The sequence below is a fragment of the Gilliamella sp. B14384G12 genome, assembly GCF_016101825.1.
GTDB lineage: Bacteria > Pseudomonadota > Gammaproteobacteria > Enterobacterales > Orbaceae > Gilliamella > Gilliamella apicola_N.
On the sequence record NZ_JACFPU010000002.1, the window covers coordinates 172597 to 197881 of the forward strand.

General features: G+C 32.5%; 24 protein-coding genes. 11 read left to right on the forward strand and 13 right to left on the reverse strand.

The features are described 5' to 3' along the window. Position 1 precedes the first annotated feature (1 nt). The 6 genes from H3S73_RS03375 to H3S73_RS03400 form a co-directional block, all read right to left on the reverse strand. Positions 2-1510: an L-fuculokinase gene (locus H3S73_RS03375; RefSeq protein WP_198226460.1), complete on the reverse strand. Its 1509-nt coding sequence runs from the start codon at positions 1508-1510 to the stop codon at positions 2-4. A 190-nt stretch (positions 1511-1700) separates the two neighbouring features. Then, entirely contained in the window at positions 1701-3047 is a 1347-nt protein-coding gene (locus H3S73_RS03380; RefSeq protein ID WP_039127019.1) for a PTS galactitol transporter subunit IIC, read from the reverse strand. Positions 3048-3049: 2 nt separating this feature from the next. Continuing rightward, positions 3050-3337, reverse strand: a complete 288-nt coding sequence (locus H3S73_RS03385; protein ID WP_025314742.1) for a PTS sugar transporter subunit IIB — start codon at positions 3335-3337, stop codon at positions 3050-3052. An 11-nt stretch (positions 3338-3348) separates the two neighbouring features. Then, positions 3349-3807 carry a PTS sugar transporter subunit IIA gene (locus H3S73_RS03390; RefSeq protein ID WP_025314741.1) on the reverse strand — a complete coding sequence of 153 codons (459 nt, stop codon included), beginning with the start codon at positions 3805-3807 and terminating at the stop codon, positions 3349-3351. Between the two features lie 20 nt (positions 3808-3827). Further along, positions 3828-4676: a class II aldolase gene (locus H3S73_RS03395; RefSeq protein WP_025314740.1), complete on the reverse strand. Its 849-nt coding sequence runs from the start codon at positions 4674-4676 to the stop codon at positions 3828-3830. A 9-nt stretch (positions 4677-4685) separates the two neighbouring features. Beyond that, positions 4686-5420 (reverse strand): GntR family transcriptional regulator, encoded by a 735-nt coding sequence (locus H3S73_RS03400; RefSeq protein WP_039127009.1) that lies wholly within the window; start codon positions 5418-5420, stop codon positions 4686-4688. 565 nt (positions 5421-5985) lie between these two features. Here H3S73_RS03400 and H3S73_RS03405 point away from each other — a divergent pair. The 11 genes from H3S73_RS03405 (at position 5986) to H3S73_RS03455 (ending at position 17733) form a co-directional block, all read left to right on the forward strand. Beyond that, positions 5986-6690, forward strand: coding sequence for a lipopolysaccharide core heptose(II) kinase RfaY (locus H3S73_RS03405; protein WP_039127007.1), 705 nt, complete (start codon positions 5986-5988; stop codon positions 6688-6690). Positions 6691-6874: 184 nt separating this feature from the next. Further along, positions 6875-7462, forward strand: a complete 588-nt coding sequence (locus H3S73_RS03410) for a hypothetical protein (protein ID WP_086327326.1) — start codon at positions 6875-6877, stop codon at positions 7460-7462. Between the two features lie 486 nt (positions 7463-7948). Continuing rightward, positions 7949-8620, forward strand: coding sequence for a CsgG/HfaB family protein (locus H3S73_RS03415; protein ID WP_198226456.1), 672 nt, complete (start codon positions 7949-7951; stop codon positions 8618-8620). A gap of 34 nt (positions 8621-8654) precedes the next feature. Beyond that, positions 8655-9014, forward strand: coding sequence for a DUF4810 domain-containing protein (locus H3S73_RS03420; protein ID WP_198226454.1), 360 nt, complete (start codon positions 8655-8657; stop codon positions 9012-9014). Between the two features lie 3 nt (positions 9015-9017). Continuing rightward, on the forward strand, positions 9018-9683 hold the full coding sequence (locus H3S73_RS03425; protein WP_086327327.1) for a DUF799 domain-containing protein: 666 nt from the start codon (positions 9018-9020) through the stop codon (positions 9681-9683). Positions 9684-9792: 109 nt separating this feature from the next. Beyond that, positions 9793-10020, forward strand: a complete 228-nt coding sequence (locus tag H3S73_RS13970; RefSeq protein WP_198226720.1) for a substrate-binding domain-containing protein — start codon at positions 9793-9795, stop codon at positions 10018-10020. A 158-nt stretch (positions 10021-10178) separates the two neighbouring features. After that, positions 10179-11474 carry a 2-hydroxycarboxylate transporter family protein gene (locus H3S73_RS03435; RefSeq protein ID WP_198226452.1) on the forward strand — a complete coding sequence of 432 codons (1296 nt, stop codon included), beginning with the start codon at positions 10179-10181 and terminating at the stop codon, positions 11472-11474. Positions 11475-11588: 114 nt separating this feature from the next. Next, the gene (locus H3S73_RS03440; protein WP_370528580.1) at positions 11589-12752 is read left to right on the forward strand and encodes an NADP-dependent malic enzyme; all 1164 of its coding nucleotides are present in this window, start codon (positions 11589-11591) and stop codon (positions 12750-12752) included. 117 nt (positions 12753-12869) lie between these two features. Continuing rightward, complete coding sequence (gene dcuS, locus H3S73_RS03445) at positions 12870-14513, forward strand: DcuS/MalK family sensor histidine kinase (RefSeq protein ID WP_198226448.1); 1644 nt, start codon at positions 12870-12872, stop codon at positions 14511-14513. Further along, positions 14491-15162 (forward strand): response regulator, encoded by a 672-nt coding sequence (locus H3S73_RS03450; RefSeq protein WP_065737692.1) that lies wholly within the window; start codon positions 14491-14493, stop codon positions 15160-15162. Before dcuS ends, H3S73_RS03450 begins: the two co-directional genes overlap by 23 nt. Before the next feature lie 123 nt (positions 15163-15285). Continuing rightward, positions 15286-17733 (forward strand): autotransporter outer membrane beta-barrel domain-containing protein, encoded by a 2448-nt coding sequence (locus H3S73_RS03455; protein WP_198235582.1) that lies wholly within the window; start codon positions 15286-15288, stop codon positions 17731-17733. An 88-nt stretch (positions 17734-17821) separates the two neighbouring features. On the opposite strand, the gene yfbR is transcribed toward H3S73_RS03455, so the two are convergent. From yfbR to murC, 7 genes are all read right to left on the reverse strand, one after another. Then, on the reverse strand, positions 17822-18415 hold the full coding sequence (gene yfbR, locus H3S73_RS03460; RefSeq protein ID WP_198235583.1) for a 5'-deoxynucleotidase: 594 nt from the start codon (positions 18413-18415) through the stop codon (positions 17822-17824). A gap of 82 nt (positions 18416-18497) precedes the next feature. Beyond that, on the reverse strand, positions 18498-19412 hold the full coding sequence (gene lpxC, locus H3S73_RS03465) for a UDP-3-O-acyl-N-acetylglucosamine deacetylase (protein WP_065737695.1): 915 nt from the start codon (positions 19410-19412) through the stop codon (positions 18498-18500). 67 nt (positions 19413-19479) lie between these two features. Continuing rightward, complete coding sequence (gene ftsZ / locus H3S73_RS03470; protein WP_065737696.1) at positions 19480-20619, reverse strand: cell division protein FtsZ; 1140 nt, start codon at positions 20617-20619, stop codon at positions 19480-19482. 81 nt (positions 20620-20700) lie between these two features. Then, complete coding sequence (gene ftsA, locus H3S73_RS03475; protein ID WP_198226444.1) at positions 20701-21954, reverse strand: cell division protein FtsA; 1254 nt, start codon at positions 21952-21954, stop codon at positions 20701-20703. A gap of 21 nt (positions 21955-21975) precedes the next feature. Then, positions 21976-22806 carry an FtsQ-type POTRA domain-containing protein gene (locus H3S73_RS03480; RefSeq protein WP_198235584.1) on the reverse strand — a complete coding sequence of 277 codons (831 nt, stop codon included), beginning with the start codon at positions 22804-22806 and terminating at the stop codon, positions 21976-21978. Between the two features lie 12 nt (positions 22807-22818). Then, positions 22819-23727, reverse strand: coding sequence for a D-alanine--D-alanine ligase (locus H3S73_RS03485; RefSeq protein WP_198235585.1), 909 nt, complete (start codon positions 23725-23727; stop codon positions 22819-22821). Further along, positions 23728-25176: a UDP-N-acetylmuramate--L-alanine ligase gene (gene murC / locus H3S73_RS03490; RefSeq protein ID WP_198235586.1), complete on the reverse strand. Its 1449-nt coding sequence runs from the start codon at positions 25174-25176 to the stop codon at positions 23728-23730. Between the last annotated feature and the right edge of the window lie 109 nt (positions 25177-25285).

Below are 25285 nucleotides of genomic sequence, written 5' to 3' on the forward strand. Positions count from 1 at the left end.
TTTAATTACCCTTTTTTCGATGGAATTCTAATTGAGTTTTTAAATCATAAAATGGTTGATAATAGTTATTAAATACTTGGTCATAATATTGCGTTATTTGTTGATTAGGCATATATCTGACTATTTGATTTTCAAATTGATTATCAATATCTTTATCTAAATAATGATTTTGATACCCCGCTAACATAACTGCCCCTTTACATACGGCTTCTTTGATATTACAAGATACTATTTCTCTTCCAAGAATATCGGCCTTTAACTGCAACCAAACTGGATTTTTTGCAGCTGCTCCTATCACTTTTATTATTGGATGATGAGTAGAAGTTAGTTTCTCAATAGTTATAAGTATATTTTTTAGTTCAAAACATAATCCCTGAAAAATAGCCAACAATGTGTCTTGTAAAGAGCTGTTTTCAGCAAAACCATACCATAAGCCTTTAGAATCAATATTACGTTTCGGAGGGCCACTACCACGTAAATGTGGAATGAAAATATTTAACTTCTGCTTTATATAGTTAATATCGGAGAGTTTATTAAATAGTGATTCGATAAGTAGATCAAAATCTTCATTACTTACACAATAAGTCCGTTTAAACCATTCAATACTATATCCAGCCGAAGGAAGAGATGCATAAAGAGTATATAAATCATCAATTACATATTGACCGTTTGACAAATGACTGTTTAAAAAGCTTTTATCAAAATTAGCTTGTTTAAGTAAAAGCAACAATCCTTCAGTAGTACCAGTCGAATTAAGTATTTCTCCTGATTTAAGTCTAGCGGCTATAGAACCACACATATGATCATGACCACCAATTGATACATAAATAGGCTGACTACAATTAAGTTTACTTGCTAATGATGACTTTAATTTCTCAATATTTTTACCTGATTGAACAAAATCAGAAAATAAGTTATTAATTTTAAAAATTGACGAAATTTTTTCTGACCAACAATGGTTTTTTAAATCATAAACCAAGGTTCTTGATGCTAATGAAGGTTCAGCTTTTTTAACATCAGTTAATTTATATGCAATATATTCGGCTATGCATAACCATTTAACTTTATTTAGGTTAATATCACAGTTTTCTTTTATCCATAAAATTTTAGTTAAACTATAATTACTATGAATAGGAATACCTGTAATGGTATAAAGTTCGTCATCACTAAATTTTGTATTAATATCCGCGAGATTATTTTTTGTCCTTGTGTCATACCATGTGATAGCAGGACCTACAACATCTCCTTTTTCATCAATAAGAACACCAGACTCACCCACACTAGCAATCGCAATATTTTTTACTTGTTCAGGATCAGAAAGTGAGCCAATTATCTCAATTATCCCTTTTTCTAATTGATTGTATAACTCTGTAATATCAAAATCAGAACCATATTTTGTGATTACTTTTGGTGTAACAAAAGAAAAGCTATTTACTAGTTTTAAAGATGGCAATTCAAAAACACACAATTTACAATTTGTCGTCCCAATATCAACGCCAATTGAATACATATTAACCTCCTTATTTACTCTTTTTGTCTATTATTTTCAAGCAAATCAAATGTACACCCAAAATAAAAAATTCAATTTATTTATATATTTGAAACAACTTATCTTTAAAAAAATTGTAGCTTTCCCTATTCAGATAAGTTAACTTATCTGATTTAATACATTGATTAATAATATGGGTGTACGTTATTTTTTAGGCTATATCCCAAGATTTCTTTGTATGACGATACAATATGAAACAAGTCACAAATATTATTGGAATTAAAGCTAGAGCAATATAATTTCCTTCAAATACTTTGACTGCCCAAAAACGATAAGGATTGCCACCATCTAATAGACTTGAAAATTCACCGTCGGTTTTTACTGGAAAATTAATACTTTTTGCAATATTGGTAATAATTGGTGCTACAGATGAAGCAACATAAAGATTAGCAATTAAACAAGGTATACCTATGATAAATGATCTGACGATATTACCACGACAAGCTAATACCACCATTGATATAGGCACCCAAATATTTGTTAAATCACCTAATGGTAATAGTCGGTTGCCAGGTAAAATAATTGATAAAATCAAGCCGACAGGAATTAATAATAATGCAGTGGAAAGTACGGACGGATGACCAACAGCAACAGCAATATCCAAGCCGATGTATAAGTTTTTTCTGTTAGGAAACTTTTTATTCAAAAATTGTTTTACCGCATCAGACAATGGCAATAATCCTTCCATTAACAATTTAACCATTCTCGGCATAATTAACATTACAGCACCAAGATTGATAGCTAAATTTAAAATACCTTTAACATCATAACCTGCTGCAATTCCTATTGCCCCTCCTATCACAAATCCAATCATCATCGGCTCGCCAAATATACCAAATCTTTTTTGAATAGTTTCGGGATCAGCATGTAATTTTTGCAATCCTGGTATTTTATCTAATATTAGATTGCCTAATACACCGATAGGAAAGAAAATGACAGAAGAAAGTGTCGGTAATGATATACCCGGTAATTCAAAATATTTTTGAATCATAGGGGCACACCAATCAGCAAGAATAAAGGTTATTACTGCAGTTATGCCTGCTATAATTAACCCATACATAAAACTACCAGTACTGCTGTAAACTAATGCACCAACAAAGGTAAAATGCCAAAAATTCCACAAATCAATATCAACTGTTTTAGTCCAATTTAGGGTTAACATTACAATATTAATAATAATGGTCATTGGTATTACAAAAGGTGCAATCGGAGATGCCCAAGCAATTGCTGCCAATGGAGGCCATCCCAAATCGATTACTGGTAAATGAATTCCTGCATGTTCAACTAAGTCCGAGGTGGCACTGCCTAGGCTCGTACCCAATAGGTCGAAGATAACAAAAATACCAACAAAACCCATACCAATGGTTAATGATGAACGAATTGCCCGACCTATCTTTACACCTAAACAAAGTGCCATAATAAAGATCACAACAGGCAACATGACGGTCGGACCAAATCCTAATATGTATTGAACAACTTCCAGTAGTTTGTCAGCCATAATCAATCCCCTTTCAAAATCCTAACGATTTCGGCCAGGACATCTTCTTCACCTATTGTAGTGATTAAAGGTACTCCATTGATAATTGGTGTTTTTTCTAACTTATAGGATACTTTAGAAGTCACAATAATTAAGTCAGCCATACCATCTTGAGATTGAACCGTTGCCACATCTGACTGAATGTTTTCGACTTCAATTCCGTGTTCAGCACAATAATTTTTGACTTTTTCCGTTGCAATAGTTGAAGTAGCAATACCGCTAGTACAGGCAAAAATAATTCTTTTTTTCATAATGATGCTCCTTATTTCAAAATATCTTTTAAAATATTTTTAATTTCAAATTTGTTATTACTTTCAACTATCTTTTGCAAAATCATGTCATTGCTGAACGATGATGCTAATTTCATTAAAAAAGTTAAATGTGTATCGGATTGTTTAAGTAACAATCCAAATATAATATTGACGGGTAGATCCTCATCAGTCTCTGCATTTTTAAAAATAATGCCTTCTTTACTGGTTACAACAAACATGCCATCTTTTTTAACAAATTCGCAGTCTACATGAGGCATAGCAACATTTAGTGTTTTCAACTTAAATCCTGTAGGATGTTCATTTTCCCTTTGAATAACTTTTTCTAAATATTGCTCAGTCACATAATTGTTATCTAATAATTCATGACTTATAGATTTAAACATATCTTCTCGACTTGAAAAGTTTTTGTTTAAAAATATAATATTGTCATCCAATTGTTCTAATTCCATAATGACCACCTATTTTTATTTTAATGATGGATGTTTAATAAATTCATAGATAATATTTTGTTGTAAACTACTTGCTGAACATCACCTTTTGCTTTAAGTAGAACTTTAATAAGATTGTATTCATTATTATTAGCAACATATTGTTTACCAATTGAACTAATATAAGCTCTACGCAAATCACCACCAATATTAAGTTTGACTACATTATATTGACTAATTTTTTGTAAAGTTTGATCATCAATTCCTGAACCTCCATGAATAACTAGTGAGACTGGCGATATATCAGATAATTTACCCAGTAAATCAAAATCAATTTTCGGTTGTTGTTCAAATCCATGAACATTACCAACTGATACGGCAAGTGTTGCACAGCCAGTTCTTTTCACGAACTCAAGGACTTGATTAGGATCTGTTTTACGATCCGCTTCATTAACCTCATCATCTTCTTTTCCAGTAATAGCACCTAATTCAGCTTCTACAGGGATATTATATCCACCACAAAAGTCGACAACTTTTTTCGTCAATTGAATATTTTCTTCAAAAGGTAAATGAGAACCATCAATCATAATTGAGGTAAACCCAGCTTCAACGGCTTGCCTTACATCCTCAAAAGTTTTTCCATGATCTAAATGTAAACAAAAGGGTGTTTTCATCGTACTAGCTCGATTACGTACCATATCTACAATATATTTGTAACCAGATAACACAATGTTTGTTGGTGCAATTTGAACCATACTTGGAATATTACTTTCCTCAATTGCATCTAATATGGCTAATGTTGTTTCCAAATTTGTTGTATTAAATGCGCCAGCTAAAGTTTTCTGTTTTTTAGCTTCACCTATTAAAGTATACCCATTGACTAATGCCATAATTTACTCCTACTTTCGTCTAAGTGTTGTCCCCAAGTAGTTAACATTTGACTTTAACCATACATTACCAAATTCAATTGGCTGACCATCATCAAAGTAAACTAATTGTTCTAAATGAAGAACTGGAGATATATCGCTAATATTTAATATATCTGCGCGTTCTTTTCCTACCACTCGGGCTGAATATCGACAATCCGAGTGATCTATCTTTTTATGACTAATCCGCTCTAATTCACTAAATAAACTATATTTTGTAAAATCCACATGCTCTATTTCTGGACATAAAGACAAATTGATTCTATTTTCTATAAACATAATTTTTTCGCCATTAACGCTTCTTACCCGTTCCATATAAAAAATGTTCGAATTAACTGGAACTTGTAATTTTCCACTAATATATTCGTTTGCTCTTTCAACTCTTTTAGTAATAACTTCGGTAGTGAACTTAACATGTTGCATCTCTAACGATTCTGCAAATGACTGTAAACCATAGCCTAATTGATAGGAGATATTTTCAGCTTTTACATAAGTTCCTTTTCCTTGAATTTGTTCTAAAACAGATTCATTAATCAATAATTCAACCGCTTTTCTAACTGTGCCTCGACTAACAGAAAGTATGCTCATAATCTCATTTTCTGAAGGAATTCTATCTCCAGCTTTCAAATCATTACGATATATCTGATTTCTTATCCACTCTTTCACTTGTACGTAAAGTGGTGTGCTAGAAAATTTGTTTATATTCATTGGTTACCCCAAAATATTGGTTAAGTTAAATATACATCCATAGACAACTATGTACAACTATGGACAACCTGTTTTTAAACAAAATGTGAACTTAATCACATTTTATTGTTAATTGATAATATTCAGAACATGGATAGCATTTAGCTATCCATCTAATAAAAAATAATTTGTAACTAAATAACAATATAGAATTGTTGAAGAAATATCTTTTTTTTGCAAATGAAAAGTATCAATTTTGACAAAAATTAAAAACAAATTTATTATGAATCATTAACAAAGCCAACACTTTTAAGTTTATGCAAAAATCAATGACTCATATCTCCATTTAGAAGATTTAGATGATTGGGTATCAGACTAGACCAATAGACTATTAATAATTGGTTCTTTATTTTGTCAATTTATATATCTTTTTCTATTAACCTTAAGGAGTAGAATTGAAAATTACTCATTGATCTCTATTGTTTGTCCTAATTCGTATCTTCTTAAAAATTGACAGTTTCATTTACTTTAAGCTTGATAGTGTTTAAGATAAACCAATTTTTTGATGTATCTTGGGACTTAAAATTTGAATAACTTTGCAAACATTATTGAAATTGAACGCGGCGATATGAAGTTCGCTTATGTAGAAAATAATGAAATAAATTATTTAGAACTTTTTGATCAGTTTTTAGCGGAAGAAGGACATCATGAGTTACTTGATCCCAGCGATAAATTAGAACGATATACTTATCTAATTAATCATAATCAAAGCAAATTTATTTTTAAAATTGATGGTGGAGTAGAAGAACGTTTAGAGCGTCGAATTATTGCTAAAATTACAGGTGATTTTTATTTCAATTTAATTCATAAGTTAGCAAAAATTTCACTTGATAAATGCGACATCGCTTATGAGCTGTATTTGGTCGCATTTGATAAAAAAACCAAACGTCACTATATGATATTCAATTTTGTTGAAGGTCGTTCCTTGAAATGGGAAGAAATGAATAAATATGGCGATCAAGTAAAGGATTGTATTGAAAAATTACATAGTTATAATTTGGTTTCGAATGACGTACATGGTGGTAATTTTATTTTAACGCCAGAAGGAAAGATTAAAGCAATTGATTTGACCAATTCGGGCTTTATTTGGTTAACTAAGGCCAATGATGCTATCGAGCTAAAAGAACGTTTCAATATCAAAATTAAAGTACCCGTTATGGCAATGGCAATTAAAAAATTTACTCACGGATTTAAAAAATTATCTCGTAAATTACGAGGTAAAGAAGTCTAATATAACAAATGAGAGAAATTTTATTTCTCTCACATTTCTAATTTGCACTTTAACAGTATATCTTATTGAATTAATATCAATAAACGTTCTATTTTTGATTAATAGTCTTATTCCTTATGCAAACACTAGCAAATCAATACGTAAACAGCTAGAATTAATTAGCTTATCCTAAAAAGGGCGTTACATGAAAAAGTTACTTGGAATTTTTACAATATTTGCTTTGCTAACTGGCTGTACATCTCAAAAAATGATGTCAATTTATCAAACTGAAGGAGTAGAAATTGGTCAAAACTCGTCAGGCATAGATATATTGAAGAAATATAGTACATCAAGACCTATCACCATACTTCGCTCTTCATTATCACTCTGCATCGCTCAAGAACTTGATAATAGTCCTGTAGTACTTACTAATGAAAATTATTATGGTTCAAATTGGTGGTCTTATTACAATATGAATAATCATCAATCAATTACTGTCAGTGGTGGTGACACAATAAAACTTGTTGAAGGTAATAATGTTGTTGCTAATGCTGTAACGGATTATCAATATTACTCAAAATATTTTATAAGTTATACTTTAACGACTACTCGTAATAAAAATGGTATTAATTACCTATTTAGTAATATTAAGCAAGCTCAGCAATATACTGGCTCATCAATAAATGATGGATTTGAGTATATCAAAACGGTTGAAAGAGCTCATCCAGACTTGGTTATTGAGGCTCTAAATAAAGAAGTAGATAAAATTCAGGAGTGTTTAGTACGCCAATAAGATTGCCGTAATGTATAAAATTCTGTAAAAAAGTTTGAGGTTAAGCATACGTTTGAGTATATTTTATTTAATTATGTAATTGTTTTTAGTAAAAAATAAAATCATTCAATACAATATATTGTTAGTATAATTATTATTGTTGTAGATTATACTTACTTTCCATTGTAAATCAGATGACACCAATATCAATCCCTCCCTCTTATTAAAGTTCTTGTTACTTTATTTAAGGAATCTTTAGCATCATGATTGTTGTTATGCTATTGCGAATTTAAATAACATTAAGAATGTAGTTTATAGTAATGCCATCATTTAAATAATATAACTGTTTAACAAATTCATCGCCGACTTGAATATTACAATAATTAATCTAACAGTCGAATTATTAAAATTTAATGATAATGACTAAATTATTATTGATAATGGTCATTATTATTATATTATTTATGGCTAAATATTCATCATTTAATAAAAAAGGACAAGATAGACATGGATACAAAAAAATTAGTTGGAATTATTATTTTTAGTAGTTTATTAATTGGTTGTGCTAAAGAGTCATCACAAACCATCGTTTCCCCAACAGTCAATAGTTATAATTCACAATATAACGGTGTGAAAACCAGTATTGCTGTAGGTAAATTTGAAAACCGTTCTAATTATCAAAATGGTATATTTTCAGATGGAGTTGATAGGTTAGGTAATCAATCAAAAACATTGCTCATTAGTCATTTACAGCAAACTAATCATTTCAATGTATTAGATAGAACAAATATGGGGGAACTGGCTGCTGAAGCAAATTATAAAAAACAAAAGCAAAACATAATCGGCGCCAATTATATTATTTCTGGTGATATCACTGAGTTTGGACGCAAAGAAGTTGGGGATCATCAGTTATGGGGAATTCTTGGAAAGGGTAAACAGCAGATTGCTTATGCCAAAGTTAATTTGAACATCATAGATATTAATACATCTCAAGTGGTTTATAGCGTGCAAGGCGCAGGTGAATACAGTTTATCCAACCGTGAGGTTATAGGTTTTGGTGGCACAGCTAGTTACGATTCAACTCTCAACGGAAAAGTATTGGATCTCGCTATTCGAGAAGCGATTAATAATCTAGTTAATGGATTAAATAATGGTGCATGGAAACCTGCAACAAAATAAAAAATTAAAAATCAATTATTAAAGGATTATCATAATGTTAAAAAAACAATATATTACCTATTTATTGTTTTCAGGAGTTTTGTTGTTATTAAGTGGCTGCCAATCTTCAAATACAATCTATTATTGGGATGGTTATCAAGAAAATCTTTATAACTATAATCAACCTGATAAATCAAGCTATTCTGAACAAATCTTAGCTTTAGAAAAATCCATTGAAAAAGCAAAATCAGCCAATAAACCTATTCCCCCGGGGTTACATGCTCACTTGGGATTATTATATACAACTCAAGGAAACAACAATAAAGCTATGGAACAATTTGAATTGGAAAAAACACTTTTTCCAGAATCCAAAAACTTTATTGAGTTTGTTGAACGCAAATATCAAGGACGTTAATTAATGAATAATAAATTTATTGCTCTATTAGGAACTTTATTCGCACTCTTTATGCTAGTTGGTTGTTCAACACAAAAAGAAAACTACGATTACACCGCATTTAAAGAAAGCAAACCCGCTTCTATATTGGTCTTATTACCAACCAATCAGTCAAACGAAATTAATGCCAGCTTTGGGGTTTTTTCACAAGTAACATTGCCACTATCAGAAGCTGGATACTATGTTTTTCCAGTTAACTTAACTAATGAAGTATTTAAACAAAATGGATTAACCGTTGCGGATGAGATACAATCGGTTAGCCTAGCAAAAATACGACAAATCTTTAATCCTGATGCTGTTTTATATATCAATATCCAAAATTATGGAACGAATTATCAAGTCATTCAAAGTGACACACGGGTAACATTAGACGCAAAACTAGTCGATGCCCGCTCTGAAAAGATTCTTTGGACTGGCTTTGCATCTGCTTCAAGTTTAGAAAATCAACAATCTAGCAATAGTCTAATATCGAGTTTAATTTCTGCTGCAATTACACAAATCACCGATACTGTCAGAGATCACAGTATTGCAATTTCTGGAGTTGCTACGGCACGATTATTTACACCAAATCCAATAAAAGCAAATGGAATATTATATGGACCTTATGCAACGACTAAAGTAGAAAAATAGATTAATTTAATCTAACTCCATATAAATTAATAACTTTATAGTAAACTCAAGGCGGTATTAATTACCGCTTTTTTATTAAGAAAGTAATTTTGTACTTTATTTTTATTCAATATTTTTAAATAATACGATAAATGTTTATATTGGTTATGCTAATTATGCTCCCTTAATACAACAAAATGCCCAATTAACGGTTATTGAAATACCTAATCACCTTTTTCCTACTATTGAATACAGTATGGCCCTACTCAATCCAACAAATATTGATGCAAAATTATTTATCGATTTTTTACAAAAAAAGCAAGTGCAAGAGTGCTTACTTAGATACGGTTTTTCCTAAATGACTATTATTTAAAAATTTAATGTTTTGAAAGATAGTTAAATGACTTACATTAATTACATAATTAGTTATATAACTTTCTTATTCTTCTGAATTTTTCATCAACAACTATACTGTTTAAGATTCCAAAGCGAAGTTAAACAACAAAAGGTTGAGTTATGAGCATGACGAAGGATTTCAAAATTAACAAAATTTACATAGGATCGCTACCCTTACCCATTTTTGCGATTTGTTCAATTATTGTGATTATTGCTGCCCAATTAGATATGTTGCCAAAAACACTGATTGGGGGATTTGCTGTTATTTTACCATTAGGTTGGTTTTTAGGAACAGTAGGTCAAAATATACCTTTTTTTAAAAAATTTGGAGCTCCGGCAATTTTATCGTTAATTGTACCGTCACTATTAGTTTACTGCGGTGTTTTTGATGAAAATACTTTATCTGCGGCCAACATGTTAATGAGAAACTCTAATTTCCTACTCTTTTATATTGCCAGCTTAGTATGTGGTAGTATTTTAGGTATGCATAGAGTCATTTTAATACAAGGTTTTATTCGGATGATGATTCCGATGTTACTTGGTATGTGTCTAGCTGCTTTAGTCGGTGTCTGTGTTGCCGTTGCTTTTGGTGATACTTGGGAACATGCTTTTTTCTATACTGTTTCGCCCGTTATGGCTGGAGGAATTGGTGAAGGCGTATTACAACTGTCTAACGCTTATAGTAATATCCTTGAGCAGGATTATGATAAATTTGTAAGTGCTTTAATTCCTGCAACCGTAGTAGGTAACTTTTTTGCAATTACCTTTACCGCCATAATGAGTCGAATTGGTGAAGTTAAACCTCATTTAAGTGGCCATGGGCAATTAGTAAAAATTGAATTTGATGGTTTAGCTGATGCTTTAAAAGAAGATAAAACGCCATTAGACGCCAGAGCAATGAGTGGGGCGGTGATGATTTTAGCCACATTATTCATATTTGGTATGATTTTAGAAAAGATAACTCATTTCCCTGGTCCGGTATTAATGATTATTGCCACTGCATTTGTTAAATATTTTCGTTTATTACCTGAAAGTGTCGAACGTGGTAGCCAACAATGGTATAAATTTATCTCGGGTAATTTTACTTTCCCTTTAATGACTGGCCTAGGTCTACTATATATTGATTTAAACAGTGTTGTAAATGTTTTAACTATTCCTTATTTTATAACCATTATTTCTGTAGTATTTACCGTATCAATGACAGGTTTTGTCTGTAGCTTTTTCCTAAAAATGTATCCTGTTGAAGCTTCAATCATCTCATCATGTCAAAGTGGTATGGGTGGAACGGGTGATGTAGCGATACTGTCAACAGCAAATAGAATGAACTTAATGCCATTTGCACAAGTTGCAACAAGATTAGGAGGGGCTTTAATGGTAATATGTACCACAGCATTATTAAGATACTTACATATGTAGTTGTATAATATTATAAAAGTAATGAGAACTATGATTTTAAAAGTAATTAATACAATATAAACAACAAAAATATTAGTTATTAATTTAATAGTTTTTAAGTGTAATCAGAAAGGAATAATCATGAAAACAGTTCAAGAAAAAGCTTTAGCCATTAGTAAACAAATGCATGGTAAATTTGAAATCAACTCAAAAGTACCCGTTAATTCAATGTCGGATCTTAGTGTTGCTTACACGCCTGGAGTAGCAGCGGTTTGTACAGAGATCGCACAACATCCTGAATCTGTTTATGAATATACAAGTAAACGTAATTTAGTGGCAGTGATTACCGATGGTTCTGCGGTATTAGGACTTGGTAATATTGGACCAGAAGCAGCGATTCCGGTTATGGAAGGTAAAGCGATATTGTTTAAACAATTTGCCAATGTAGATGCAATTCCTTTATCGTTAAATACTCAAGACCCAGATGAACTTGTTAAACATATTGCTGCGCTTGCACCATCCTTTGGTGGCATTAATCTTGAAGACATCAGTGCTCCACGCTGTTTTGAAATTGAAAAACGTTTACAAGAAATTTTAGATATTCCTGTTTTCCATGATGACCAACATGGCACTGCAATTGTTGTTTTAGCTGCATTATATAATGCCCTGAAAGTTGCAAATAAAAAACTTGAATCAGCCAAAGTGGTAATAAACGGTGGAGGCGCGGCAGGTATTGCTATTGCAGATATGCTATTAGCTGCTGGGGTAACAGATCTAAAAGTAGTCGATAAAATAGGAATTTTATCTGAAGATGATAGTTCTTTACCTTCTCATCATATGGCAATGGCAAAAAGAACTAATCGTTCAAAACAACGAGGAACCTTACAAGATGCAGTAAAAAATGCAGATGTATTTATCGGTGTTTCAGCACCAGGTGTATTAAAACCTGAATGGGTTTCTACAATGGCAGAAAAATCGATTATTTTTGCTATGGCTAACCCAACACCTGAAATCTTTCCAGAAGAAGCCAAAGCGGCTGGAGCTTATATTGTTGGTACAGGGCGTAGTGATTATCCTAACCAAATCAATAATGTTCTAGCATTTCCGGGTATTTTTAGAGGGGCTTTAGATGCAAGAGCCAAAAATATTACGTTAGAAATGCAATTAGCCGCAGCCAAAGGTTTAGCAAGCATTGTATCGAATGATAAATTATCAGTAGATTGTATTTTACCAAATGCCTTTGAACCAAATGTAGCAAAAATAGTTGCAGAAAGTGTAAAAAATGCAGCTAAATATTAATTGACCATTCTAAAATTATCTAATTTATTTCAAATATACCTACTAATAATCTTTTTTGTTAGTAGGTATTTAATACCTTAGTACAATGATGTTAGTATTAATAAATTGAATAATAAAATGAAATATCTTTTTAATCGATTGACGTTAAAATTTAAACTCATTAGCTTAATTTGTCTAGTATTTATACTTTCAGTTATTGCGCAAAATATTTATATTATCCACATTGTGAACGATGAATATTTAACTAATTCTCGTCAACAAGTTGAAAATGTTGCTAATATAATTTCAAATTCAATTGATTTTATTGATAGAATACAAAACCCAATCCCACTAAATCTAGATTTTATTCAAACAAATACTGAGCAAGTTAGAAAGTTGACGCAAGTTGATTTTGTTGTCATTTTCAATATGCAAGGTGTTCGTTATTCTCATCCTGATAAAAATAAAATAGGTCGATTCGTTGTTGGGGGGGATGAGCAAAGAGCATTAAAAGGTGAATCTTATACATCGATCGCTAAAGGAACATTAGGTGATTCTGTTCGTGCATTTAGCCCTATTTTTAATGAGCATCATCAGCAAATTGGCGGAGTACTAGTAGGTCAAACCTTAAAAAAAATTGACCATTTAGCAGCAAGGACAAGTCAACCTATTTGGTTATCATTAGTTGCATCCCTAGTCATTGCCATCATTTTAGCCTCATTATTATCCCGTAATATAAAAAAAATCCTATATGGACTTGAGCCATTAGAAATAGCGCAGCTTTTTGAAGAGAGAAATGCAATCATCAGAACGGTTAAAGAAGGGATTGTTGTGGTTAATCGTCAAGGGGATATAACCCAAATTAATAATGAAGCAAGGCGCATATTACGCATTAGTAATAGTAAAGAGAATATCATTGGACAACAGATTGACGACATCATTCCCAATACTCGGTTATATGAAGTCATGATGACGGGTGTTGCTCAATATGATTGTGAGCAAAATATCAATGGTGTCGTGATTCTTACCAATAGAACCCCCTTGTTTGTAAAAGAATCTTTAGTTGGAGCCATTGCTTCGTTTCGGGATATGACTGAGGTTCGACAATTGGCCGAAAATCTTACCGGAGTGAATCGATATGCTGATGCATTACGTTCTCAATCCCATGAGTTCAACAATAAATTGCATGTAATTTATGGTTTAGCATTCAACAATAACAAGCAAGAACTAATTGATTATTTAGAAGAAATAATAGGAAATAAACAAGCCGAATCAAATGTGATTAGTCAAACAATAAAAGATCCTATTATTGCTGGTTTTTTAAATAGCAAATTTAGCAGAGCGAGAGAATTAGGTGTTTGTCTATCTTTAAATGTGGATGGTGAATTAAAACTTATTCCCAATACCTCTGTGACTCATAGTTTAATAACAATCCTTGGTAATCTTATTGATAATGGTTTAGATGCTGTTCAATTTTTAGATGAGAAACAGATAAATGTAAATTTAGTTATATCCAATAATACCTTTCAAATAGAGATTATTGATAATGGAAATGGTATTTCAGAAGAAGATACACAATACATTTTTCAAAAAGGATATTCAACTAAAGGGGATAATCGAGGTATTGGACTTTATTTAGTTTTAGCAAGCATCGATGAGTTAAATGGTCATATTCAATTATGTGATGTAGATAATAAAAAAGGCGCCTGTTTTAAAGTATTATTGCCTCTAAAAGAGATCTACAGGGAGAAAGAAATTCATGATAGAAGTTTTAATAGTTGAAGATGACCCTATGGTTGCTGAATTAAACAAAAAATATTTACAAATGATCTCAGGTTTCAATCTTATTGCCAATGTCAATAATGGAGAACAAGCATTACATTTTATCCATGATAACCATATTGATCTTATTTTACTTGATGTCTTTATGCCAAAATTAAATGGTCTTGAACTTTTACAACATATACGTATTAGTTATCCACAAATCGATATAATTATGGTTACAGCCGCATGTAATACTGGCGATATCCAAACAGCATTACGGTTAGGTGTGATTGATTACATTGTTAAACCTTTTACTTTTGAACGATTAAGAACAGCACTCATTTCATACCAAGAACGAATTCGTTTATTATCATCATCAAAAATACTTAATCAACATCAGCTAGACGATCGTATCTTTGCAAAACCAACTATTCATTATAAAAATCTACCTAAAGGTATCGATAGCCAAACATTAAAAAAGGTTAGAGAGGTAATCATTAGCTATAATAATGAATTCTCAATGAGTGATATTGTTGAATTAATTACTTTATCAAGAATATCATTAAAAAAATATCTTGATTATTTGGAAGAACTAGGCGAACTTGAAAGTTATTTAACTTATTTATCAATTGGCCGACCGGTAAAACGTTATATCTATCAAAAGTAAGTTTTTTGTTATCAAATAAGTAGATATTAAGCTGAACCAATAAACGTACAACTTGAAACTCATTGATTATCATTCTCAATAGTTTATTATTTTATTTTCTTATAATAATTTTTAAATAAAACAATGAAAATCAAACTAATTTCTTTTCTAATAACAGCTTTATTTGGCGCAAGTTATGCTCAAGCATATAATTATGATGCATCAACAGATATAAAGTTACCCTTTAACCAGATCAATGAACGCTATTTTCTCACAAACAGCAGTAATCTACCTATCAATATTACGACATCTGATGACTTGACCGTTAATAGTGAAGGATCATTTCATCTCGGTTTTACCGGTAAAACCGCAACAGAACCTGCTTCGATTGCTAACGGTGATATCAATATGAAAGTTAACGGTAATTTTCAAATTTATAATGATACTTGGATTGGCAAATTCGATACAAAGTTTTTTACTGAGTATTTAGGGTTACATGCTGATTTTCCATATAATCCTGTTGATCATAATATTGATTTGCATGTAACTGGAGACATTAATGTCGAATTAGGCGCTGACAAAAAAAGAGGCGGACTCATGATTTTATCTGGTAATGTCATGGGAACAGGCCCTATAACTACTGGAAAAATAACAGTGAAAGTAGATGGTGATACCAATATCCGTAGTGGTGATAACCATTTAGCGGGAACATCATCATCGCCAGCAAAACTAATTACACGTAGTTTTAATATAACGGGTGGCGATATTGAAATTATCGGCGCTAAAACAGTATTAGAAACAACTAATAATGATATTCAAAAATCTTCTGTTGTAATAGGTAAAACCGGAAAAATGATCATTATGCGCGGAGGTACTGTTGATTTAAGTCATGGTGGTAACTTTGATGTTATTGATAAAGGTATATTAACGGCTAGTAGAGGGGATGGTTTTGTTAAACTTTCATCTAATGGACAACTTAATATTGATAAAAAAGCCACAATTGAGTCAACTAAAGGTTCGCTATATATAAGTAATCAACATAATAATACCTCTCATCTGAATATTGCTGGAACCATTAATTTTGGTATATCAGATACCAAACAATATAATACTATTCATGGAGATAATGTTAATATTCTATCTTCCGCTAAAATCTCTGCAACTGATGACTTTATTAAAAACAGTCTTAAATACATTTCCTCTGAAATAAATGCCACCGTATTATCTGCAAATAATTCCTTAAATATTTCTAATATTAAAGATGGCGAAACTAAAGCGCTAATTCAGAATATTTATGGTGACCTAAACTTTAAAAAAATTGGAAATGAACTCAAATTTGTTAATGCAAGTAATGTCACCGACTTTAGTAATATACAACATACCAAATTGGCAGCAGAACGACAAATTTCTCGTTACTACGAGCAAGTTGGAACAAAAGTTAAAAATATTGCCAAAGGTTTTGCACAAAATTTAGCAAAAGTATCCTACCAATCACTTTACAATACATTCACAAATGGCAATGTAAGTTCTGATAAATCTTTAGCTGGTGATTTAAATTGGGATATTCTAGCTGCCATAGGAAGAGGAAATTTGGCTATTGAAAATAAAAATACTCCATTATATTTCAATCGGAATTTAGCAGGATTATATAATAATAATCATGGGTTGCATTTAACAGAAATCGCACTGAGTTCGTTTAATTATACTCGAAATACATTAAATAAACGTATTGAACATTTTGATCAAACTAACAAAGGAATGGATGATAATTTTTGGATAAATTTAATTAATCATCATCAGAGTGCAAATAATTACCAAGGTATCTCTGGATACAAATATACGTCTAATGGTTTCATCGTGGGATATGATAAACAAATAATAGATAATTTTTTAGTTGGCACAACACTTAGTTATACTTCCGGTAAATATAAAGATAAAGCGGCATCCTCAAATGATTCTGATATAAATAATTATCAGATCCAATTATATTCTGGTTATCGTTTTTCTAATAATATTACTACTTCTGCTTATGTTGGCTATACTTATGGAAAAAATCACCTAGATTCCCATGACAATTATTATTCAATTAATGAAAAATTCCACAGTAATACTTGGAATGTTGGAAGTACTGTTGGATATAATTGGCAAGTCCAAGAAAAGTTAACTTTAATACCGAGTATTAGTTTAAATTACCTTTATACTGAAAACAGTTCCCATAATGCTAGCTATAATAAAATTGATTTAGTTAAATATGGTAAAGCGTCGAATTCGGCATTTTTAATACCAATGGATATGACCATTGATTATTCAATTTTCAAAGATCAGGATAATCAAATATCATTAAGAGCTAAAACAGGATATATAGTAAATTTAAGTCATAATGAATTTGATAGTGATATCACTATCAATGGAGTGAATGGATTAGCAAAAATGAGTGCTCATACCGCCAATCGCTCCAACAATCAATACAATCTAGGTCTTGGACTAACCTATCACTATAATCTTTTTGATTTTAATATTGACTATCAATATTATGGTGAAAGCAAGAAAAACTCAAACTATATTACAGCACTTGCTAAATTCGGTTTTTAATAATTTAAAATAAAAATATGATGCTACATATATATTATTTATGAGCATCATAGATCTCAATATTAAATTTTTAGATATTAATAATGTATTAATTATCCATGGTGATCTCATCTAAAGATAATTTGAAACTAGGAACAAAGACTTCTAAAAAATAGTCCATTTCAGGACTATTACGTTCTGATAAGGTTTTTTTTAAACGCTGTTCAGCTAATCTAAATTCGTTATTACCAGCACTCAGTTCCTCAATCGTCTTTAAATACGCACATAAGGCATCTGCTTGTTTTACTATACTTTTTTCTGCTTCATCGTAATAGTCATCATCGATCAATAATTTAAAATCATCCCGTAACTCTTCAGGAAGCATATTAATAAGTTTATGTTGTGCTATTTTTTCAATCTTTTTATATTCAATCGTAATTTGTGGATTGTAATATTTTGTTGGCGTTGGTAAATCCCCTGTTATCACTTCAGAAACATCATGATACATAGCTAATAATGCAATTCGTTCAGGATTAACATTACCATTAAATTTTTGGTTTTTTATAATCCCTAAGGCATGTGCGATAAAAGCAACTTGCAAACTATGTTCAGATACATTTTCAGTTCTTACATTACGCATTAATGGCCAACGATTAATTAATTTTAATCGTGATAAGTGAGCAAAAAAATGGCTGCCGTTCATATAAAATTCTCTTTTTTAGAAAATAAAAACGCCTCCATATAATGGAAGCGTTCAATCGATTAAAATATATTGATTTAGAGTTTTATGCTAAAACAAGTTGCTGTGTACCTAAAGCAAGTGGAACACTTTGCTCTTCAGTAAATGTCACATATTCCCATGCTTCTTGTTTTGCCAATAATGCTTGTAATAATTGGTTATTTAAAGCATGCCCTGATTTATAACAAACAACTTCACCAATCATGTTATGACCGCTCATGTATAAATCACCGATAGTATCAAGCATTTTATGACGAACAAACTCATCTTCAAAACGTAAACCATCTTCATTAAGTACTTTGTAGTCATCAACAACAATAGCACAATCCAAACTACCACCTAAGCACAAACCTTTTGATTGTAATGCTTCAATATCACGCATAAAACCGAATGTTCTAGCACGGCTAATCTGGCGAATAAAAGATTCAGAAGAAAAATCTAATTGATAACGCTGTGAGCTACTATCAATAGCCGGATGTTGGAAATCGATAGTAAAATCTAATTTGAAACCATTATACGGTCTCAATTCAGCCCATTTATCACCATTTTCAACTCGAACGGTTTCTTTAACTCGTAAAAATCTTTTTAATGCATTTTGCTCGGTAATACCTGCATCAAGCAATAAATAAACAAATGGACTTGCACTACCATCCATAATTGGAATTTCTGGCGCATTAACTTCAATAATAAGATTATCAATACCAAGACCGGCTAGTGCTGAATTAATATGCTCAACAGTTGAAATGCGAACATTATCTTCATTCACTAGACACGTACAAAGCATAGTATCACGCACAGATTTAGCATCAACAGGGAAATCTACATACGGATTTAAATCAGTACGACGATAAATAATCCCTGTATTTTCAGGTGCGGGACGTAAGGTCAAAGTAACTTTTTTGCCAGTATGCAAACCTACACCTGTCGCTTGTATTGTCTTTTTTAATGTTCTTTGTTTCACTTTGCACCTACTATTCTATTTGTTTTTACTGTCGTATTAGACAATAAAAACTCAACTAAGTTCAATACTAATTTGCCTGCTTACGAATAAAAGCAGGAATATCTAAAATTTTATTTTCTTCAAGAGGAGAAATACCTTGTTCATTCACAACTTTAGCTAATCTCTCTTCTTGTTGTCCTAAGTTACTAGTTTGACCAAATAATGGATTTTGGGTCATTGGTTTAGCTATTTTTACTTCTGGACGTTTGTCCATACCAATACCTGTTGCTACAACTGTAACACGAATTTCATCGGACATGTCTGGATCAAAAGTTGTACCAACTACAACAGTCGCATTGTCAGAAGCAAAAGCTCTAACTGTACTACCCACTGTTTCAAATTCTTCTAATCCAAGATCTAAACCAGCTGTTACATTGACAAGGACACCACGTGCTCCAGATAAATCAATATCTTCTAGTAATGGACTAGAAATTGCCATTTCAGCTGCTTCCTCAGCGCGATTATCACCACTAGCACAGCCTGAACCCATCATGGCATAACCCATTTCAGACATAACAGTCCTAACGTCAGCAAAGTCTACGTTGATATGACCTGGTTTAGTAATCAGTTCAGCAATACCTTGTACCGCACCTTTTAACACACCATTAGCCGCGGCAAAAGCATCAAGTAGTTTAACACCACGACCTAACACTTTTAATAATTTATCATTTGGTATAGTAATAAGCGAATCAACATGTTTTGCTAATTCAGCTATACCTTGCTCAGCAAAAGCCATGCGCTTTTTCCCTTCAAAACCGAAAGGTTTAGTCACAACAGCTACAGTCAAAATACCTAACTCTTTGGCTATTTCGGCAACTACTGGCGCTGCACCTGTTCCGGTGCCTCCACCCATTCCAGCTGCGATAAATACCATATCAGCACCTTCAATAGCACTACGAATTACTTCACGATCTTCCTCTGCAGAGTTTCTACCCACTTCTGGATTAGCTCCAGCACCAAGTCCCTTAGTAACATTGGTACCGATTTGGATAGTTTGACCTACCTTAATTCTTCGCAATGCTTGTGCATCTGTATTTGCCGCAAAAAACTCTACACCTTCGATATGTTCAGCAATCATATGTTCGACAGCGTTACCGCCACCACCACCTACACCAATAACTTTAATGACTGCTGCTGGTTCATCATCTGCAACCATAGGCTCAAACATAACTTATCTCCAAATTTACGCTCTATGAACATTGTACAGATAACCGCCTGCAATGTCCACGAAGTTCTTGTAATATATTAGCTAAAATTCTTTTTTAAACCAACCGGTCAAACGTTTAGCTATCCCTTTTAATGATGATTTATCACAATCTTTCGAATCATCATTTAATAAACTTTGTTTTCCATAATGCAATAATCCTACTGCCGTTGAACAATAAGGTTTTTGTACATAATCAGTTAACCCCGAAATATTTAAAGGCTGACCAATACGCACTTGATTTTGAAAAACTTTCTCAGCACATTCAACCATTCCTTTAATTTGTGCTGCACCACCTGTTAATACAATCCCTGCTGCTAATTGGTATTTGACATTTTGTTTCTTCAGTTCATCTTGTAAAGTAAGCAACTCTTTTTGTACTAATGAAAGAAGTTCTGAATATCGAGGTTCAATTACATCAGCAAGCGTTTGTCTTTGCAAAGAACGTGATGGTCTTCCACCTACACTTGGCACATCAATCACTTCATCTTTACCAATTAATGAACCTACGGCACACCCATAACGGATTTTAATATTTTCAGCATCCATAGGCGGCGCACCAAATGCATAAGCAATATCACTAGTAACTACATTCCCTGCATAAGGTATGACAACGGAATGTCGTAATGCGCCACCTGTATAGACAGTCACATCCATTGTACCTCCACCCATATCAATGACGCAGACACCAAGTTCTTTTTCGTCGTCAGTCAATACAGCATAGCTAGAAGCCAAACCAGAAAAAATAAGTTGATCAACTTTTAATCCACAGCGTTCAACGGCTTTTACAATATTTCTTGCCATATCGTTATGGCAAGTAACTAAGTGTACTTTTGCTTTCATTCGTACACCGGATAAACCAATTGGATTTTTAATCCCTTCCTGTAAATCAATAGAATACTCTTGGGCAATCACATGCAGTATACGGTGTTCATCTAAAATTCGAACTGATTTCGCTGTATGCACAACATTTTCAACATCTTCTGCTGTCACTTCTTCTTCTGCTATTGGCACCATACCAATCTCATTTTGACAACGAATATGTTTTCCTGAAAGGCTTAAATAAACGGAAGATATTTGGCAATCAGCCATTAGCTCTGCTTGATCAACTGCTCGTTGGATTGATTTCACTACCGACTCTAGATCGTTAACACCACCTTTATCAACACCTTTTGATGGGCAATGACCTACACCGATAATATTAATAATACCATCGGGAAGAACTTCGCCAACGAGAGCAAGTACTTTAGAGGTACCAACTTCTAATCCAACAACCAATTTTTTTTCTGTTGCTTTCATATTTCAGCCTTTATTGATTCCTTACTGCGCTATTTTCTCTGTTTGTACTGAAATACCATTTTCATAACGTAAATCAGCGACCGTTATTCTTTCATCAACCGGTGTTCTTGACTGAATTTCAGGAAACAATTTAATAAATTGTTCATAACGTGCTTCAATATTTTTATTTCCCAACACTAATTTCATTTCCTGATTGTCTTCACATACACCAGCTATACATTGTATTACCTTCAGTTGTAAAGAATTACGCTCATCTGATATTATAGCGTTAATCTTTAATGCCAACTGATTGTTAGCTAATTTTTTAGAAAGATTTTCTAATTTAGAATAATTTTCAAGTACAGACTTAGCTTTACCCTCTGGACCATAAAGCCTTGATAACTTTAAATCAGCAATACGATCCGATGGCACACTAAAAACATTCCCTTCTTCATCAAGAAAAAACAAGTCATTCCAATAATATGTTGGTTTATAGTCTTCTACGAAGACAATTAACCTATCTGGCCATTGTTTTCGTACGCTCACTTGCTTAACCCATGGAAATCTCATTATTTCTTGCTGAATATCAACAACATCTTGCCCAACATAAGTATTAGGCAATCCTAATCCTAAAATGGCTTCCCGAAGATCATCTTCTGTTGTAAAAATGTGTTCACCACTTAATGTTAACTGTGACAGTACCATTTGTTCGGGATCATCCATCCAGTTTTTAACACTTTGTACAATCCAAGCACTTATTAGAATAATCGTAATAAAGAACAAAAATCCTATCAATTGTTCCTTACTACGAAAAATAAGCAGCTTTCTTCTAGTTTCATCTCTTCTATGTGCTGCTTGTCTAACTTGTTTCATAAAATTAGCCAGTTAAACTGCTGCTAGTTGTAATATTTGGCTAACTAGTTGATTAAATGACCAACCATGTTGTTTAGCTGCCATTGGCACTAAGCTATGATCCGTCATGCCCGGAGCAGTATTAACTTCAAGTAAATATGGTTTTTGATTATCATCAAACATAATATCGACTCGCCCCCAACCTCTGCAACCAACAGCTTTATAAGCATCTAAAGCTAATTTACGAATCTCTTGTTCTTTTTCATCGGATAATCCACTTGGACAAAAGTATTGAGTTGTGTCTGATAAATACTTTGCATCATAATCATAAAATTGGGTAGATGGCTTAATGTAAATTGAAGGTAAAACTTCATCTCCGACTATTGCTACTGTAAATTCTGGCCCTGCTAAAAAAGATTCAACCATCACAACACTATCATATTTAAAGGCAACCTCAAGTGCAGCTTTTAATTCCGATGCTTGATTAACCCTAGTCATACCTACACTAGAACCTTCATGACTTGGTTTGACAAACAATGGTAAGCCCAATTGTTTAACAATAGCGTCAATATCAAAAGATTGTGTTTTTTCTACCATTACATAATCAGCAACAGGTAAACCTAATGATTTCCAAACTAATTTGGTTTTTAATTTATCCATCGTTAATGCTGAAGCCAATACGTCACTACCAGTATAAGGAATATTTTGATAAGTCAGTATTGCCTGAACAATACCATCTTCACCACCACGCCCATGCAAAATAACAAAAGCCTTTGTGTATCCTTTTTGTTTTAAATTAGTAATAGAGTGATCTTTAGTATCAACAAGATGTGCATCAATACCATTTGCTAATAGACCATTTAGTACCGCATTACCTGATTTAAGCGATACTTCTCGCTCTGCAGAGGTACCACCATATAATATGGCAACTTTATCAACCATTTATAATTCCTCTTTTGTAAATAATTGTGTATTGGCCAACTGACGTGCTACTCGACCAACACTACCAGCACCTTGTGTCAATAAAAGATCACCACCTTTTAATATTTCTTGCATAATTTCAGGTAATAACTTTAAATCAGACACATAAATTGGATCAACTTTACCTCGATTGCGAATAGTTCGACATAATGAACGACTATCAGCACCAGCAATTGGTTGCTCACCAGCTGAATAGACATCTAACATGACAAGTGCATCAACTTGTGATAATACTTGTGCAAAATCATCAAATAAATCTCGTGTACGCGTATATCGATGTGGTTGAAATAACATTACTAATCTACGATCAGGCCAACCATTTCTTGCAGCTTGAATTGTTGCATTAACTTCACTTGGATGATGACCATAATCATCAACCATCATGATATCGCCTCCATCCGAATTATGGAAAATACCTAATAAATCAAAACGTCGGCTAGTACCTGCAAATTTAGCTAATGCTTTTACAATCGATTCATCATCAATACCATCTTCAGTTGCAGCAATAATAGCGGCCGCTGAATTTAGGGCATTATGTTTTCCTGGTGCATTTAACTCAATTTGTAAATCTTCACGGTCAGGGCGACAAACGGTGTAATAACTTACACCTCTTTCCTGACGATAATTTTTAATAACGACATCTGCCTCTTCATTGAATCCATAAGTAATGATTTTACGTCCAACAATCGGCAATAATTCACGATTAATGGGATCGTCATAACACATAACAGCTAAACCATAAAACGGAAGATTACGCAAAAACGAAATAAATGTCTGTTTAAGATTATCAACACTACCGTTATAAGTATCCATATGGTCAGGCTCTATATTTGTTACTATAGATACCATCGGTTGTAGATGAAGAAATGAGGCATCACTCTCATCTGCTTCTGCAATAAAATATCGGCTACTACCTAATCTTGCATGTGTTCCAGCAGCTTTAACTAAACCACCATTAACAAATGTGGGATCAAGTTTTGCCTCAGCATAAATGGCTGTCACCATTGCTGTTGTTGTGGTTTTACCATGAGTACCAGCGATTGCTATACCATATCGAAAACGCATCAATTCAGCTAACATTTCTGCTCTTTGAATAACAGGTATACGAGCTTCACGAGCTGCGATTACTTCAATATTATCTTGTGAAATGGCTGAAGAAATAACAACAACACTTGAATTAAGAACATTTCCAGCAGCATGCCCAATAACAATTTTTGCACCTAATGTTTCTAAGTGTTGAGTAACCGCATTTTCAGCAATGTCTGAACCACTAATTTGGTACCCTTCATTAGCTAGAACCTCAGCAATACCCCCCATTCCTGCGCCACCAATTCCAACAAAATGGATATGCTTGACACGTTTCATTTGGGGAATAATTGCCCTTAATTCAGCTAATTCCTTAGTATTCACAATTTAACTCCTAATCATTTTATTTAGTGTCTATCGTCAAATCTTTATTGAAAATTGAAATCATAATACTAATTTTTAAATTCAATTAAACATTTATCCCAACACTTTA

Bases quoted from the DNA above. Each gene is read 5' to 3' on its own strand.
- H3S73_RS03395 (WP_025314740.1), bottom strand. From the start codon at position 4,676: ATGGCATTAGTCAATGGGTATACTTTAATAGGTGAAGCTAAAAAACAG.
- H3S73_RS03375 (WP_198226460.1), bottom strand. From the start codon at position 1,510: ATGTATTCAATTGGCGTTGATATTGGGACGACAAATTGTAAATTGTGT.
- ftsA (WP_198226444.1), bottom strand. From the start codon at position 21,954: ATGAAAGCAACAGAAAAAAAATTGGTTGTTGGATTAGAAGTTGGTACC.
- yfbR (WP_198235583.1), bottom strand. From the start codon at position 18,415: ATGAACGGCAGCCATTTTTTTGCTCACTTATCACGATTAAAATTAATT.
- H3S73_RS03420 (WP_198226454.1), top strand. From the start codon at position 8,655: ATGTTAAAAAAACAATATATTACCTATTTATTGTTTTCAGGAGTTTTG.
- H3S73_RS03410 (WP_086327326.1), top strand. From the start codon at position 6,875: ATGAAAAAGTTACTTGGAATTTTTACAATATTTGCTTTGCTAACTGGC.
- H3S73_RS03380 (WP_039127019.1), bottom strand. From the start codon at position 3,047: ATGGCTGACAAACTACTGGAAGTTGTTCAATACATATTAGGATTTGGT.
- dcuS (WP_198226448.1), top strand. From the start codon at position 12,870: ATGAAATATCTTTTTAATCGATTGACGTTAAAATTTAAACTCATTAGC.
- H3S73_RS03385 (WP_025314742.1), bottom strand. From the start codon at position 3,337: ATGAAAAAAAGAATTATTTTTGCCTGTACTAGCGGTATTGCTACTTCA.
- H3S73_RS03450 (WP_065737692.1), top strand. From the start codon at position 14,491: ATGATAGAAGTTTTAATAGTTGAAGATGACCCTATGGTTGCTGAATTA.
- H3S73_RS03425 (WP_086327327.1), top strand. From the start codon at position 9,018: ATGAATAATAAATTTATTGCTCTATTAGGAACTTTATTCGCACTCTTT.
- H3S73_RS03435 (WP_198226452.1), top strand. From the start codon at position 10,179: ATGAGCATGACGAAGGATTTCAAAATTAACAAAATTTACATAGGATCG.
- H3S73_RS03415 (WP_198226456.1), top strand. From the start codon at position 7,949: ATGGATACAAAAAAATTAGTTGGAATTATTATTTTTAGTAGTTTATTA.
- H3S73_RS03480 (WP_198235584.1), bottom strand. From the start codon at position 22,806: ATGAAACAAGTTAGACAAGCAGCACATAGAAGAGATGAAACTAGAAGA.
- ftsZ (WP_065737696.1), bottom strand. From the start codon at position 20,619: ATGTTTGAGCCTATGGTTGCAGATGATGAACCAGCAGCAGTCATTAAA.
- H3S73_RS03390 (WP_025314741.1), bottom strand. From the start codon at position 3,807: ATGGAATTAGAACAATTGGATGACAATATTATATTTTTAAACAAAAAC.
- H3S73_RS03485 (WP_198235585.1), bottom strand. From the start codon at position 23,727: ATGGTTGATAAAGTTGCCATATTATATGGTGGTACCTCTGCAGAGCGA.
- H3S73_RS03455 (WP_198235582.1), top strand. From the start codon at position 15,286: ATGAAAATCAAACTAATTTCTTTTCTAATAACAGCTTTATTTGGCGCA.
- H3S73_RS03400 (WP_039127009.1), bottom strand. From the start codon at position 5,420: ATGAATATAAACAAATTTTCTAGCACACCACTTTACGTACAAGTGAAA.